Origin of the sequence: Sphingobacterium kyonggiense (assembly GCF_039536825.1) — a bacterium.
In the GTDB taxonomy this organism is placed as follows: Bacteria; Bacteroidota; Bacteroidia; order Sphingobacteriales; family Sphingobacteriaceae; genus Sphingobacterium; species Sphingobacterium kyonggiense.
In genome coordinates this window covers 33,316-48,931 of the sequence record NZ_BAAAZI010000006.1, presented here as the reverse complement: position 1 = coordinate 48,931, position 15,616 = coordinate 33,316, and the positions used below count along the sequence as shown (strand labels likewise).

At 39.3% G+C, this 15,616-nt stretch carries 11 protein-coding genes; 5 read left to right on the top strand and 6 right to left on the bottom strand.

The genetic code is table 11. The features are described from left to right. Nucleotides 1-50: 50 nt before the first annotated feature. A complete protein-coding gene (tsaD, locus tag ABD676_RS05115; protein ID WP_344673517.1) occupies nt 51-1,052 on the top strand; it encodes a tRNA (adenosine(37)-N6)-threonylcarbamoyltransferase complex transferase subunit TsaD in 1,002 nt (333 codons plus the stop codon). Between the two features lie 77 nt (nt 1,053-1,129). After that, complete coding sequence (locus ABD676_RS05110) at nt 1,130-2,506, top strand: MATE family efflux transporter (protein ID WP_344673516.1); 1,377 nt, start codon at nt 1,130-1,132, stop codon at nt 2,504-2,506. Between the two features lie 92 nt (nt 2,507-2,598). Here the strand turns inward: ABD676_RS05110 and ABD676_RS05105 are convergent, their stop codons facing one another. From ABD676_RS05105 to ABD676_RS05095, 3 genes are all read right to left on the bottom strand, one after another. Next, on the bottom strand, nt 2,599-3,999 hold the full coding sequence (locus ABD676_RS05105; RefSeq protein ID WP_344673515.1) for a dihydrolipoamide acetyltransferase family protein: 1,401 nt from the start codon (nt 3,997-3,999) through the stop codon (nt 2,599-2,601). A gap of 108 nt (nt 4,000-4,107) precedes the next feature. Continuing rightward, on the bottom strand, nt 4,108-5,358 hold the full coding sequence (locus tag ABD676_RS05100) for a competence/damage-inducible protein A (RefSeq protein WP_344673514.1): 1,251 nt from the start codon (nt 5,356-5,358) through the stop codon (nt 4,108-4,110). Nucleotides 5,359-5,378: 20 nt separating this feature from the next. Continuing rightward, nucleotides 5,379-7,961, bottom strand: a complete 2,583-nt coding sequence (locus tag ABD676_RS05095; protein ID WP_344673513.1) for a putative LPS assembly protein LptD — start codon at nt 7,959-7,961, stop codon at nt 5,379-5,381. Nucleotides 7,962-8,175: 214 nt separating this feature from the next. Between ABD676_RS05095 and ABD676_RS05090 the strand changes: the two genes are divergently transcribed. Genes ABD676_RS05090 through ABD676_RS05080 form a run of 3 tightly spaced genes read left to right on the top strand, consistent with a single transcriptional unit; the run spans nt 8,176 to nt 11,022 of the window. After that, nucleotides 8,176-9,081 carry an N-acetylmuramoyl-L-alanine amidase family protein gene (locus ABD676_RS05090; protein ID WP_344673512.1) on the top strand — a complete coding sequence of 302 codons (906 nt, stop codon included), beginning with the start codon at nt 8,176-8,178 and terminating at the stop codon, nt 9,079-9,081. A gap of 58 nt (nt 9,082-9,139) precedes the next feature. After that, complete coding sequence (locus tag ABD676_RS05085; protein WP_344673511.1) at nt 9,140-10,018, top strand: N-acetylmuramoyl-L-alanine amidase family protein; 879 nt, start codon at nt 9,140-9,142, stop codon at nt 10,016-10,018. 56 nt (nt 10,019-10,074) lie between these two features. Beyond that, nucleotides 10,075-11,022 (top strand): MlaD family protein, encoded by a 948-nt coding sequence (locus ABD676_RS05080; protein WP_344673510.1) that lies wholly within the window; start codon nt 10,075-10,077, stop codon nt 11,020-11,022. Between the two features lie 325 nt (nt 11,023-11,347). On the opposite strand, the gene ABD676_RS05075 is transcribed toward ABD676_RS05080, so the two are convergent. From ABD676_RS05075 to ABD676_RS05065, 3 genes are all read right to left on the bottom strand, one after another. Then, nucleotides 11,348-13,405 carry a S9 family peptidase gene (locus ABD676_RS05075; protein WP_344673509.1) on the bottom strand — a complete coding sequence of 686 codons (2,058 nt, stop codon included), beginning with the start codon at nt 13,403-13,405 and terminating at the stop codon, nt 11,348-11,350. A 200-nt stretch (nt 13,406-13,605) separates the two neighbouring features. Further along, on the bottom strand, nt 13,606-15,111 hold the full coding sequence (gene creD / locus ABD676_RS05070; protein ID WP_344673508.1) for a cell envelope integrity protein CreD: 1,506 nt from the start codon (nt 15,109-15,111) through the stop codon (nt 13,606-13,608). 4 nt (nt 15,112-15,115) lie between these two features. After that, the gene (locus ABD676_RS05065) at nt 15,116-15,607 is read right to left on the bottom strand and encodes a Coq4 family protein (RefSeq protein WP_344673507.1); all 492 of its coding nucleotides are present in this window, start codon (nt 15,605-15,607) and stop codon (nt 15,116-15,118) included. Nucleotides 15,608-15,616 lie beyond the last annotated feature (9 nt).

Sequence of the window (15,616 nt, the reverse complement as noted above, 5' to 3'; positions counted from 1 at the left end):
TAAGTATTTTTTTGATACTTTTGTACTTTATTTAAATTACTTCCTTCATCATGGCCATCATCCTTGGAATAGAATCATCTTGTGACGAAACTTCGGCCTCTATCTGTATAGATGGCGAAATTAAGGCAAATATTATTGCTGGACAAGCAGTTCATGCGAAATACGGAGGGGTGGTTCCAGAGTTAGCTTCTAGAGCCCATCAGCAAAACATCATTCCCACAGTAGATCAAGCTATTGCTGAGGCAAAAATACATAAAAATGAGATAGATGCAGTAGCCTTTACACGGGGACCTGGACTTTTAGGTTCTTTATTGGTCGGCACATCCTTCTCCAAGTCCTTTGCATTGGCATTGGATATCCCATTGATTGAAGTAAATCACATGCAAGCGCATATCCTAGCGCATTTTATTGAAGATCCAAAACCTCAATTCCCATTCTTGTGTCTAACCGTATCTGGTGGCCATACGCAAATAGTTTTGGTCAAAAATTACTTTGAAATGGAATTATTGGGGGAAACTTTAGATGATGCTGCAGGTGAAGCATTTGATAAGACCGCCAAAATATTAGACCTCCCATATCCAGGAGGTCCATTAGTAGACAAACACGCTAACCTTGGTAATCCTGATGCTTTTAAACTTCCAGAACCTCAAATTCCAGACTTAAACTTTAGCTTCTCGGGACTTAAGACGGCCATACTTTACTTGGTTCAAGCTGAATTGAAAAAGAATCCTAATTTCCTTACCGAGCGTATTGATGATTTATGTGCATCCGTTCAAAGCCGTATTGTTTCGATTTTACTCAATAAATTGAAGAAGGCAGCGAAGGAAACCGGGGTGAAAGAGATTGCCATAGCCGGTGGTGTTTCTGCTAATTCTGGATTAAGAGAGTCATTAATCGAGATGGGAAAACGCTATAAATGGAATGTTTACATCCCTAAATTTGAATACTGCACAGATAATGCAGCCATGATCGCTATTGCCGGATACCAAAAGTTCTTAATCAAGGATTTTGTTGGTCAGGACATTGCGCCATTAGCAAGAATGCCTGTGTAAATACACAAAAAGTTAACTTGATTCAGACATTTATTGCAGTTTAAACTTTGTACATTTGTCGGCTCAAGTCGATTTTTATGTTCAATTTCTACAAATCCAACAAGATTTATTACCTCAGCAGCATGGCCCTCGCAGGCCCGGTGGTGATATCCCAATTGGGACATACACTCGTGCAAACTGCCGATACAATTATTGTTGGGCAATTTGCAGGAACTATTTCTTTAGCTGCTGTTTCCTTAGTCCATTCCGTTTTTATGGTGGTGTTGGTTATCGGATTAGGTATTGCCTTCGGACTAACGCCACTAATTGCACAAGAGAATGGCCGTTCCAATTATCAAGAATGTGCCAAACTACTTTCCAATAGCTTTTGGTTAAATATTATTTCAGCCATTATCTTGTTTCTTGCTGTCTATTATGGATCCATGTATGCCATGCAGCATGCTGATCAAGATCCTGAAGTAGTAAATACAGCTAAACCCTATCTACTGATATTAAGTCTTTCCATTCTTCCTTTAATGGTATTCAACACCTTCAAGCAATTTGCTGAAGGGTTAGGCTTTACCAAACAAGCCATGAATATCACCATCTGGGGTAATATATTGAATGTCGTTCTAGCGATAATCCTTGTAAAAGGAATGTTTGGTATAGAACCTATGGGTGTTCGTGGAGTGGGTATTGCCACCTTGATTGACAGGATATTGATGATGGCCGTTATGGCTTGGTATGTTTTATCGTCTAAGAATTTCAAACGCTATATCCAACATTTCTCTATTCGATTCATTGACTTCAGCCGAATTAAGCAGGTATTGAAGATAGGAGCTCCAGTAGCTATGCAATTCGTCTTTGAAATTGGTGCTTTTGCTGGCGCTGCTTTAATTGCTGGTAAGATTGGTGCTACAGAACAGGCAGCACACCAAACGGCCATTACACTGGCCGCAATGACCTATATGATGGCAAGTGGAATAGCCTCTGCTGCGACCATAAAAATCGGTAATAGCTTTGGAAATAAAAATTACTTCAGGTTACAGAAATTCGCTACGGTTTCCTATCATTTAGTGATTGTCTTTATGTTGATCTGTGCCTTGATATTTGCGGTATTTAATCAATACCTACCATATATTATTTCAAAGGATTTAACGGTAATTGCAATGGCGGCCCCATTGTTAATCATAGCAGGTATGTTCCAATTATTCGATGGAACCCAAGTCGTAGGATTAGGTGTTTTAAGGGGTATGGGCGATGTGAATATTCCAACCTTTATCACCTTCTTTGCCTATTGGGTAGTTGGATTACCGGTTGCTTATTATCTGGGAATAGAATTACAAATAGGCGTAAAAGGAATATGGTATGGATTAACATTAGGATTATTAACATCCTCTATCCTACTCTTCTTGCGCTATCGATATATGATTCAAAAGAAACTAATCCATCAAGTAGATCTATCTTTACAATAGGATAAAACATAAAAAAGCTGTATCAGAACAATACAGCTTTTTTTAGGGATTAGGCATTCTTATTTGGATTACCTTATATTTTCTATTTTAAATTAGATGGTCCGATCAACATCCCAGTTCTCTAAATAATCTGCTACACGACGGATAAAACTTCCACCTAAAGCACCATCAATTACACGGTGGTCATAAGACATGGAGATATACATCATGTGTCTTACAGCAATCACATCACCAAATTCAGTCTCCAATACAGCAGGTTTCTTTTTAATAGTTCCTACAGCCATAATAGCTGCCTGCGGCTGATTGATGATTGGCATACCGAATATGTTTCCAAATGCCCCAATATTCGTAAAGGTGAAAGTACCACCTTGGGTATCATCTGGTTTTAATTTATTCCCACGAGCACGAACTGCTAAATCATTTACGGAACGAGATATACCAGTTAGACTTAACTGATCCACATTCTTAATCACAGGTACAATAAGGTTACCACTAGGAAGTGCTGCAGCCATTCCAATGTTGATGTTTTTCTTTTTAATGATGTTGTATCCATCTACCGAAACATTGATCATTGGGAAGTCTTTAATAGCCTTTGCAATGGCTTCTATGATAAGCGGCGTAAAGGTGATATTCTCACCTTCAGCTTTCTTATAAGCATCTTTTACTTTATTTCTCCAGTTCACCAAATTGGTTACATCGGCTTCGACCACAGAGAATACATGTGGAGAAGTAGAAACAGAATGAACCATATGATCTGCAATTAAGCGACGCATGCGATCCATTTCAATTATTTCATCAGAACCTGAGCTTTTCACTACTTGTACTGGAGCTGTTGCAGTCTTTGCTTGGTTATCTGTAGAAGTAGTGGCAGGAGTAGTTGTGGAAACTTTATTTTGTCCTGTTGATGGCGAACCACCCTGACGATTCTGAATATAATTCAAAACGTCTTGCTTGGTTACACGACCTTCGGCACCAGTACCCGGAATTGCATCTAACTCGGATTGAGAAATGCCTTCCTCTTGTGCGATATTACGTACGAGTGGTGAATAAAAACGAATACCTGAATGAATATCACTCGGCTCATGATTTGTTTCTATAGGACGTTCTGCAATCTGCGAAATACCAGGGATCTGTTCTTCTGTTGAGGATTCTTCTATAACCTCTTCAACCTCATTAGTTGGCTCAGCCTCTTCTATCGGTTGTGGTTCTGAAACTTCGGTCGTATGGTTAGCGGCTGGACTTGAATCCGCACCTTCAATCTCGATCAAGGCAATTACTTCACCCACTTGAATGACCTGATTCTCGTCAAACAATCTTTCTTTTAATATACCACGAACAGGCGAAGGAACTTCAGAATCAACCTTATCTGTAGCAATTTCTGCAACAGCATCATCTTCGTCAATCTGATCTCCAATTTGTTTAACCCATTTGGTCAACGTAGCTTCTGATACGCTTTCTCCCATCTTGGGAAGGATAAGTTCATATATAGCCATCTATTTTTTATTTGGATTGTAAGACCACTAAGTTAATTATTAAAACTCGAATCACAAGGAAACAAAATTTAATAGTTTAATTATTTTATTGTGAAAAATATAATTCGGTTAATCTTGGTTCTCTTGGCGATATAAATTCCATAACATCAATAAGGCCTGATTTGTAGCTCTTTCAATATTGATTAATCGATCTCCATGGAATTGAAACAGCTTCGTTTGCACGGAATTCTTGCCTGCTACCGCTACCCAAATCATTCCTACTGGCTTCTCAGCCGTGCCTCCTCCTGGACCAGCAATACCACTCGTAGCAACAGCATAACTGGTATGCAATCGCTCCTGAGCTCCCTTAGCCATCTGAATGACGGTTTCTTCGCTTACTGCTCCATGCTCCTTTAAAGTTTCCTCAGAAACGCCCAATTGGGAAACTTTGACTTCATTGGCATAGGATACAATAGCACCTAAAAACATCTCACTTGCTCCGGAAACCTCCGTAATCAGTCTAGCAATATTTCCACCCGTACAACTCTCTGCAGTAGCTAAAGTACAATTATGTTTCACAAAATCACGCACAATGACTTCTTCAAAGCTCAAGTCTTCTGTCGCAATAACAGCCGAACCTATACGATCTATTAATCGCTGCTGTAGGTCATCAGCAGTTCTGTTTAATTCTTTCAGATCCTTTCCGTTAAGGGTTAATCGCAATCGCACCATCCCGATCTTTGGCAAGTACGCCAAATGCGCTGAACTCGGAAAGGAATCTTCAATATCAGCAATGCTTTCTGCCAAATGCGACTCGCCAATACCAACAGTCAAAATATATCTTAGCACGAGCTTTTCGGCACTGTGAAATGCTTTCAACTTAGGAATTGCACGATGTTGCATCAGATTCTTCATCTCATATGGAACCCCAGGCAAGAATATAAATACTTGTTCTCCTTGCTGTACCCACATACCAGGAGCTGTCCCCCAATCGTTGAACAGCACTTCCGCATTTGCTAAGATAGAAGCTTGACCATAATTCATATCTGGCATGGTTCTATTGAACCTTGCAAAGATCTGCTTTACATGTTCTAAAACTTCTTCATTATGCACTAATTCGGTCTGAAAGAACTTGGCTGCAGTTGCCTTGGTCACATCATCACGAGTAGGCCCAAGACCTCCGGTGCATATAATCACATCGGCACGTTGACTAGCTTCGGTTAAAGCTTGTAAAATATGTTCTTCGGAATCTGTAATCGAGGTAATCTGCTGAACATGGATCTGCAAGTCAAATAACTGCTGACCCAACCATGCGGAGTTGGTATCAACTACTTGTCCTAGCAGGATTTCATCACCAATGGTAATAATCTCAGCTTTCATAGTAGATGGATTTATCGTGGTTAATAGACGTAATGACTCTGTCGTTTCGTCAACTTCAAATCTTGTAGTATGGATGCTTTAGCTCGAATGGTGATGTTGTAACTCTTAAATCGTCCCATCGGAACCCATCCTATGGACATATCCCAACAGTGCAAATCGCGATATATACTGATCTGGGTTGCCGTAGGCTCATTATTTACAATATCATAGGTCGAACTAAACTGCACTTTCCATTTTGGAGTAACATTAAAGTCACCATGTATACTTACCGTACTGGTTAATCGGGTTTCCATTCTTCTGACTTGGTTGTCAAAGACACGGGCATAATTCATACTGAAAGACCCCGCCAGATTCCATGGAATATTGAAATCCACAAAAGCATTCGGATCGGTACTAATTCTTGCCAATGCATCAGCCTGTTCCTTCGTCATATTAGGCATACTATTACGCAAAGAGTCAATATTATCACTCCTTCTTTCATTAGCCTTTGGATTGAAGCTATAGTCAAAGGAAAGCCCCATATTCGTTAAACGAGCAAGATTACCATCCTTTATAGCAAAACGATCAATCCGTTGTCCGGTATATTTATCGTAGGAATAGGGATCAAAGGATCCACTGAAATTGATGTTAACCTTTTGATTGAAAAGTGATGTACGACCTGAGAAACTAATCTGCGACAACTTCAAGGAGTCAGCTGCCATATTGTAGTTTCCAGAGAAGGTCAGACCTTGAATAATCGGAATCTTCTTAAATCCAGATCCTGTAGTATCCTTGTCATCTCTAATTTTTGCTTCAATATTGTTATCAATGGAGAAACCAATACCAAAGGATTTACCCTCAGATGGTGAACCATAAATTCCATTTTCAAAAATAGAATACCTTCTGGTTACCCCAGTGGTATCCATGTAATTCTTGAAATAGCCATAACGCTCTATCCCAAAATCTGGACGATAATTCACGTTTACCGAAGGCGTAATAACGTGTCGAATACCTTCAATCTTACCCATCTTAGGGTACATACCATATACCTTGGTCGAAAGACCTGAAGAAACCGAATAATCATAAGCACGTTTAAATCCTTGAATCGTATCGCGTACCATTTTATAACCATTCAACTGGTTAGACAATCTATTACGAACAGATTGCAAATACCAACGTTCTGTATAGTTAACTGAAGTATTAAACTGAAAATATTTGAAGGCATTTAAACTTAAACTCACCGGTATGTTATGTTGCATACCGTTGGTAAAATCCTTTAGCGACTCTTTACGGAACAACAAGCTATCCATTGTTACAATCCGGTTTTGTGCCTGCATGCTATAACCTACCGTAATTCGTTGATACCACTTCTGCTCACCGATACGATCTTTCGAGTCAAAAGGGTTAAAGGTTGATACGTTCAAACTGATGGTTGGTAAATCCAATGACAAACGACCAGTAGCTAAGTCTTGCTCATGGCGTAAGTTGGAAGTGAAATTGATCTTACCATCTGCAAATACTTTACCATAGGCAATGGAAGAGTTCATACGGTTGTTAGTAGCAGCTTGCATGTCATAAGTACCGCCTGCAGCAGAACGTTGTAGATAAGATCTAGAACCAAAGTTTACCGCAGCAGAGAATGAGGTACCAGGATTAGCCTCTTGTCGTTGTGTGTGATTCCACGTAAAGTTGAAATCCTTACTACGTCCATAGGATGGGGTACCCTCTACGCCTTCCACGAAAGAACCATAACGCAAATTGAAGTTACCACTGAACTTATAGTTCACGAGATATTGCGTACGAACGCTAGCTTCCCAAGTTCCTTTAGAGTATAAGTTACCACGAATCTCTGAGTCCCAATAATCATTGAAAGCCAAATACCATCCTAAGTCTCGCATCGCGAAACCACGGGCAGCATCTTCTCCAAATGATGGAAATAAAAATCCTGAACTCTTTTTATCTTGTTTTGGAAAGAATCCAAAAGGAATAGCAATAAATTTTAACGGGATATTTTCAACCACCAAATAAGATGGTCCAGCAATAATTTGCTTTTGCGTAATTACACCTTTGCTGATTTGTATACCAAAGTGTGTATGTGGATAGGGCAAATTACAGGTACTGTACAAACCCTTGTACAGCGACATTTCATCGTAAATATTCTTACGAACTTCTCTTGCTTGAATATAACCACCATCTACCTCGGTCATGACACCAAAGGTTTTTGGTACTTGTGTTTTATAGTTATACAACAAGGAATCCACCGCAATTGGTGCTTCTCCAGGCATAATCACCACGGGTCTACCGACATATTTCCCGTTATGGTCTTTAACGCCTGAAGCAAATAAAACATTGGTATTTCGGTCTAATCGAATGTAATCAGCGGCAAGTTCAAAGCCTTGATATTTTACTTTAGCACCTTTGAACAAGTGTAGAATATTTTTACTCACTTGATTCCAAGAGGAATCATTGGCGGTAATGGTGACCACCGTCTCCAGTCCACCTTCATCTTTCATAAGGACTGTATCTTGTCCAGAAACCTCCTTAAAGCTGTTTTTACTGGTATCCTGAAGAGCATTCTTCGTGGTATCATTTGTAACAGATTGCTCTTTGGAAGTCCTTTCCACCTGGCCCTGTACACAAGACAAACCGACGAAAAAAAGCAATAGGGTAAGGAAAAAACAACTTAAAGCCTTCAAAATGAAATATGAATGTTATTTTTGTGCTAATTTTAAACTCTTGTTGGCAAAAATAGTCAAAAATCCATAACAACAATTAGGATTTTAATAAAGTTAATCATATTTAACAGTTTACACGAAATACACACTGTTGAGTATAAAAATGGAGAAGTTGGAAATGAATCTTAATCGAAGAACAAAATTAGCCCTTATATTTTTGGGCATCACCCTACCTGTATTATCCATTGGTCTTTTTGTAGGAGAAATCAATGGAAAGAACCTAAGCACCGATCAAGTTAAGGAAAGCAACAGCAATAAAGCGATGAAGTTAATCGTTATTGACCCAGGACATGGAGGAAACCTTCCTGGTGCTGAGGGAAGAATTTCTGCTGAAAAAGATATTACCTTGCAAGTATCGCTTAAACTCAAAGAAGCCATAGAAAAAGAATTACCTGGTGTTAAAGCTATCTTGACACGGGAAAAGGATATTGATGTTCCTTTTCGCGAACGCTCAGAAATAGCCAATAGGAACCATGCTGATTTATTCTTGTCGATACACTGTAACTCCGCAGACTCGGATCAACGGGTAAAAGGAAAGAACGGCCGTTATACAACCCGTACCATCCGTAGACCAAGTGTTAGTGGAACAGAAACTTTCGTATGTGGTTACAACCGTCTCCAACGTGGAGAATCTACCGTTGCTATGCGTGAGAATGCCGATATCTTAATGGAGGAAAACTATAAGGAAAACTACGGTGGATTTGATCCAAACAATCCATCTACTTATATCATCTTCTCCCTTTTAAAAAGAACCTATCGTGATAAGAGTATTCGTTTTGCATCATACATTCAAGATGAATATGTTCGTTTAGGACGTGAGAACCGTGGTGTTCAGGAATTATCCTTAGCGGTACTGGCATTTGCTAGTATGCCTGCTGCTTTAACCGAGATTGGTTTTATCAGCAATCCCGATGAAGAAAACTATATGTTGTCTCAAAAAGGACAAACTGAAATTGTTGGCAACATTGTTGATGCAGTAAAACGTTATAAAACCAGCTCAGGAATGTAATAGCGGATCACTGCTTACAGTATAAACCTGAGTCTTGAAAAACAAATAATTATAAAAATTGAAGAGGCTAGTAAACAAGAATCCAGACGTAGTGAGGATATTAGGGCGCACGGCGCTTTGTTTAATTGTTATTGTATTTGCAGCATTTAGACCGATTGATCAAGACAACGATCAAGAAAAACCAAAAAAAGAACTTCGTACCATTGTATTGGATGCCGGTCATGGCGGTCATGATTCTGGCGCTGTAGGACGTGTCTCCAAAGAAAAGGATATCGCTTTACAGGTCGCTTTGAAACTTGGCAATAAAATCAAAAAAGAATTCCCAGGAATAAAAGTAGTCTACACGCGCTCTACTGATGTATTCTTACCTGTCTATGCAAGACCTAAAGTAGCCAACCAACACAATGCTGATTTATTTATTTCCATTCACTGTAACTCCGGAGGGACAACCTCTAGAAGAGTGAAAAACAGCCGTGGAAAATATGTTACGCAACGCGTATTGAACACCTCTGCTGCCGGAACAGAAACTTTGGTATTGGGTTTTGGACGTACCGGTGAACAAGATGTGGCACTTCGAGAAAACGCATCCATCCTATTGGAGGAAAACTACAAAGAAAACTACGGTGGATTTGACCCTAAAGATCCATCAACTTATATTGTCTTTTCATTGATGAAACGCCGTTATCGTGAGCAGAGTATCCGAATCGCCAGCTATATGCAAATGCAATTCACAAACTCCAATCGTACGAACCGTGGAGTGAAAGAACAATCCCTAGGAGTACTGGCAACAGCAGGTATGCCAGCGGTACTTACCGAAATCGGATTTATCAGCAATCCGGAGGAAGAACGTTACATGAATTCCGCTGCTGGTCAAGAAGCAATCGTAACAGATTTATTCAATGCAATAAATAACTATAGAAAATCCGTTGAAAAATAAAGTTTTTCTTAACTTGCTGTATAATTATTAGTAGATACTCTTAAAATCGAATCATTTTGAAAATTTCTAATGAAACTAAGGTCGGTGCGCTCACCTGTATTGCTATCGCCTTGTTATTTATTGGTTACAGCTTTCTAAAAGGTAACAACGTTTTCAGTAGTGAAAACGTCTTTTATACAGAATACGACAATGTGGATGGGCTTGCCGTATCCAAACCCGTATTGGTAAATGGTTTCCAAATCGGTCGTGTTTCCAATCTTACCCTGCAACCCAATGGCAAGATTAAAACAGAATTTAAAATTAAAGATGATATCGAGATTCCTTCCAATACGGTAGCACGCATTGTCAGTGCCGACTTATTGGGAAGTAAAGCTATTGTTTTCGAATTGGGAAACAGCACTACAATGGCCAGAAATGGTGACCCGCTTCTTTCCGATGTTCAAGCCAACCTAATGGAAAAGGTAGAACCTCTACAAAAGAAAATCGAAAACCTAGTAGTAAAATTAGATTCTGTACTGTCTGGTGTAAACTCCGTATTGGATGAGAATTTCCAACGCGACTTCAAAAGTTCGGTTCATAGTATCTCTGTCTCTTTGAAAAACCTAGAGAAAATCACCAATGACGTTGATGGTTTAATGGGTAGCGAACGCGCTAAGCTAACTAACATCTTAGCGAACTTAGAGTCCATCACCAATAACTTCAAACAAAACGACAAGAAAATCAACAGCATTCTTGCTAATCTTGATAACTTATCGGATGATCTCTCCAAAACAGAAATCAAAGCAACCATCGACAATGCTAATCAAGCGATGTTAGATGTACGCGCGATCACCAATAAGATCAATACCGGAGAAGGATCCTTAAGCTTACTCCTAAACGACGACAAACTGTACAACAACTTGGCAAACTCCTCAGAAAGTCTAAACGAACTAGTAAACGACCTGAAGAAAAACCCAGGTAAATACTTGAAGATTTCTATTTTCGGAAAGAAAGACACGAAATAAGTAGTTAGTATTTAGTAGTTAGTATTTAGACCTTTAAGGGTTAAAAACAATGCTTTTTTTATAGAAAACAACTTATATAATAAGTCCCTCAATTCTTCGTGAATTGAGGGACTTATTCATTATTTAGAAATTAAAAGGAATTGAGTACAAAGACATAAATAGAAGATTACACTTTCTGTTCTAAATCACCACCATTATATACCTACTTTTGATATCCTAATATTTCAGAATGAAAAAAGGGATGCAAGCATCCCTTAAAATCTTTATTTTTTATCACTAATACTGGCCGTTATAGGTCTATATACTAAATACTAATTACTAAATACTAATCAAGCGTTTCCTTCAACCAGCCAAAGAACTCTCTTTGCCATACTTGGGCGTTTTGTCCAGAAAGTACCCAGTGATTCTCGTCTGGTAAATACATAAAGCGCGATTTAATACCGCGCAGTTGTGCAGCTTGAAATGCTTCTTGGCCTTGTCCGATTGGAACACGGTAATCCTTGCCTCCTTGAATGATTAAGATTGGTGTATCCCATTTATCGACATGACGCATAGGGTTATATTCGGTATAAGTTTTATTATTCGCAGCATCCCAATAAGGACCTCCTAGGTCATGATTTGCAAAGAACAGCTCTTCTGTTGTACCATACCAAGACTCCATATTGAATAATCCACAGTGCGAAATAAAGGTCTTAAAACGACCTTCATGTACACCAGCCAGCTGAAATACCGAGTAACCACCATAGCTCGCTCCTACAGCGCCTAAACGGCTCTTATCGACATAAGATTCCTTAGCTAGATCATCAATAGCCGACAAGTAATCGCGGATGGCCTGTCCTCCCCAATCTTTGGAGATTTCCTCATTCCATTCCACACCCCAGCCAGGCATTCCTCGGCGGTTCGGAGCTATTACAATATAGCCTTGCGATGCCATCAACTGAAAGTTCCAACGGAAAGAATAGGATTGTGTCGTTGCTGATTGTGGTCCTCCTTGACAGAATAATAATGTTGGGTATTTCTTAGCCGGATCAAAATTTGGCGGATAGATAACCCAAGAGAACAAATCTCTTCCATCTGAAGCTTTCGTGACACGGCTCTCTACTTTGGTATCGGCAATCTGGCTATAAGCTGCATCATTGACTTTTGTAATCTGACTCAATTCCTTCCCTTTGATTGGAAAGAAAAACACCTCTGAAGCTCGAGTCATGCGAGTAGAAGTTACGACTATACCATCTTTCGTTTCGCCAACTATACCTGTGATATCAAAATCTCCTGCTGTCAATTGGTTGATCTGAGGCAAGGACTTCACTCGGAAGTTCACAGGCACCATCACTTCAAATAACTGAACCGTACCTTGAACAGGCGCCACAAAATAAATGCGTTTATTATCCTTGCTCCAAGTATATGAATTCACGGTACCATCCCAATGCCCAGTCAGATTTAATTTAATATTGGATTTAGAATCCAATACATAGATATCATTCTTATCGGCTTCATAACCATCAGTCTTCATGCTCAGCCAAGAAAGTACATTCCCTAGTTTATTAAACTGCGGATTGGTATCATAACCCTGCATTCCCTCAGTTACATTGGATGTCTTCCCACTTGCCAAGTCATAACGATAGATATCGGCATTGGTACTAACAGCATATTCCGTCCCAAATTTCTTTTTACTCACGTAATAGATCGACTGTCCATCAGGAGACCAAGAAAAGTCTTCTGCACCGCCAAAAGGCATCTGCGGAGAATAAAATGCTTCACCTTCCATGATGTCTTTTGCTTCTCCCAATTTTCCGTTATCATAAGTCGCAACAAATGGATGGTTGAAACGTCCATCCATCCAGGTATCCCAATGCCTGTAATCTAAATTATCATAGATGTAGACATCCGACTTTGGCAGATCTTTGTATTTATCAACAGAATGATAAGGTTTTAATAAAACGGATTTGCTGAAAAGGATATGTTTACCATCTGGCGATAATTTCACATTTTCCAATCCCTCTTCCACATGGCTTAACTGCACGGCATCTCCACCGCGAAGGTTCTTTCTCCAGATTTGTCCTTTAAACATATACAGGACATCGCCATTAGGCTCCACCTGAATGACAGATTCTCCTCCAGCCTCATTGGTGAACTGCTTGGCTTCGCCACCTTTGGTTGGAATAACAAATAAGTTCTTTTCGGATTTGTTCTCCTCGAACTGATAGTTGGAAACAGAATAAATCAATTGGGACCCATCTGCTGAAATACCTTCGGCAGCAACTCTACCCAATTCCCATAATTTCTTTGGTGATAAAGCTTCGGAGCCGGTGCTTTTCATTGTTTTAACTGCAAGCTTTGGACGCTCCAGTTTATCATTAACATCTATTGTTCGTTGTGCCATAGTCATATTACTGATTAATATGCATGCGCCAATCCAGGTAATTTTCCGCATAGTATATTTCATTTTGCCTACCAATTTACTAAAGTTGGCAGGCAAAGCGAAATATAACACAGATTTCAGTACTTAATAGCGCTTATGACTATGCCATAGCAGCCAAATGCTGCTGAGGTACATCCTTAAAGATATCTTTCCTAATTTGATCATTTTCTATCCGCTAAATTCCATTCGATCTTGGTGGACAAACGCATAAGAACAGCCAAGATGACAAACAGACCAATCATACCTACGATTAACGAGTAATCTTGTAATTGCAGTAACACATAAATGAACAGGTAAAATATCGAAAGAATGACCCCAAACAACATCGCTGATTTACGGTTTTTAGTAATCCCCATAATGTACGTTGATATTAAGGCCATCGTCGCTAATGCAGAGACCAGGTATGCCCAATTAAAGCCCAAATGCTCAGAAATGGCCAATAATAATCCATAGAATAACACCATACCAAATCCGATTAACACATATTGAACAACATGTACCTTTTGCTTTTTGATCAATTCCATAAAAATCAAAGAAACAAAGGTCAATCCTACTACCAGGATTCCATACTTCGCCACTCTTGTGATCTTCTGATAATTGTTCACCGATGGCAGGAAGTTAATCTGCACGAGATCCAAATCATTTGAAGTCTCTATATTTTCATTGCTACCGGATGCCACAGCGTTTGCAGCTGCCTGAGATTGCATATAGGTTTCTTCAGAACTAGACATCATTCGGTCTTCTGAATTGAGTTCCAATCCTTGGAATTTAAAAATTATACTTGGGAATCCTGACCAATGTTGAGGTACTTTCCTGGTAAATGCTGGAATATTCCAAAGCGCATCAAATGATTGACCTACTTCTCTTTTTTCAGGTAAAAAATTACCGTTAAAGCTTGGATTTGACCAATCACCCTTTACTTTGATTTGTGTTTGCTTGGCTAATGGTAAAAAATTCAAGGACTTGGAACCTCTTAATTCCAATGGCAAGGAAAATGCCTGCTTCACAGATTCTGGTCCTTCCAAGGGTACTGTAACCGTCAAATTCTCTCGGAATAAGCGAACTTCCTGATTATTCTTTGTCATCTCATAAGGCTTACCTGCCCAAGTAATAACCGGGTTTTTGGATAAACCCTTGAAATCTTCAATCCCAACAATCAATTTTGATTCTTTCCATCTCAAATCCGCTTGATCGACAGGCAATTTCTCCAAATCAAAGCCTGAAAAATTACCCTTTAAATCAACCTTTGTACTGTACAATATGGCTTGATAGATCCCACGCTTTTTGACCTCGGGTTTTACATCGCCATCAACCTTCACCTCATTAGGCATCAAAAAAGCATATTGTGTGACTTTCGTCTGAATGGTTTTGGACTTTCCATCAGGCAATGATTCTATTTTTTCCTCAATAGCATCATATGGAACAGCCAATACAGGCCCTAGGATGACTTGGTCTGTACCCCACTTCATCGCTATTTCCCGGCTAACACTCGATCCTCGGTCCTTACGCTCTCTAATGAGATCGTTTACCATCTCTAATGGTATCAATAAAACGAGCGTCAGAAAAAATATGAAGATCACTTTCAAGATTACTGATTGACTCAATTTTTCGAAGAATGAAGGTTCCTTCGGAAACCTTTCTTCTGTGGGTTGATTAAAATTTTCCATGCGTTTAGTTTTTGATATATGCGTAAATATGTTTTGTATAAAATGATTGTCGAAGAACTTGCACGTTCATATGCAAGTATTCCTTAAATTCTAGATGATGAAACTTTTTCATCGCCTGCCCTTTTCGGTAAGAAGAACGGTAATAGCGAAAATGTTCTGGAAATATGAATGTTCCTACGAGTAACATGCCGATTAAGTAAAGGCTTAGCTTGGAGTTCCCAAATAAAAGGTATTGCATAGCGATCTCATCCTTGATCTGGGTATCCGTCTCGGTAAGTATGTGAAAGACATCGTGGTTTTCCAAGGTTGGCATAACGTCAAATCCCTTATCCCTATAAAATTCACCTAATTTATAGCCTAAGGAATTCTTAGGATATTGTAGAAATTCTTCCTTAGCTATCCCCCAAGGTGTTTTTCCAGCTTTAAATATTTTGGCATAGATGCGGGAAGAATGATCGTAAAGCCATAACATAAATTTTAAGCGAAGTCCTCTCATATTTCTTAG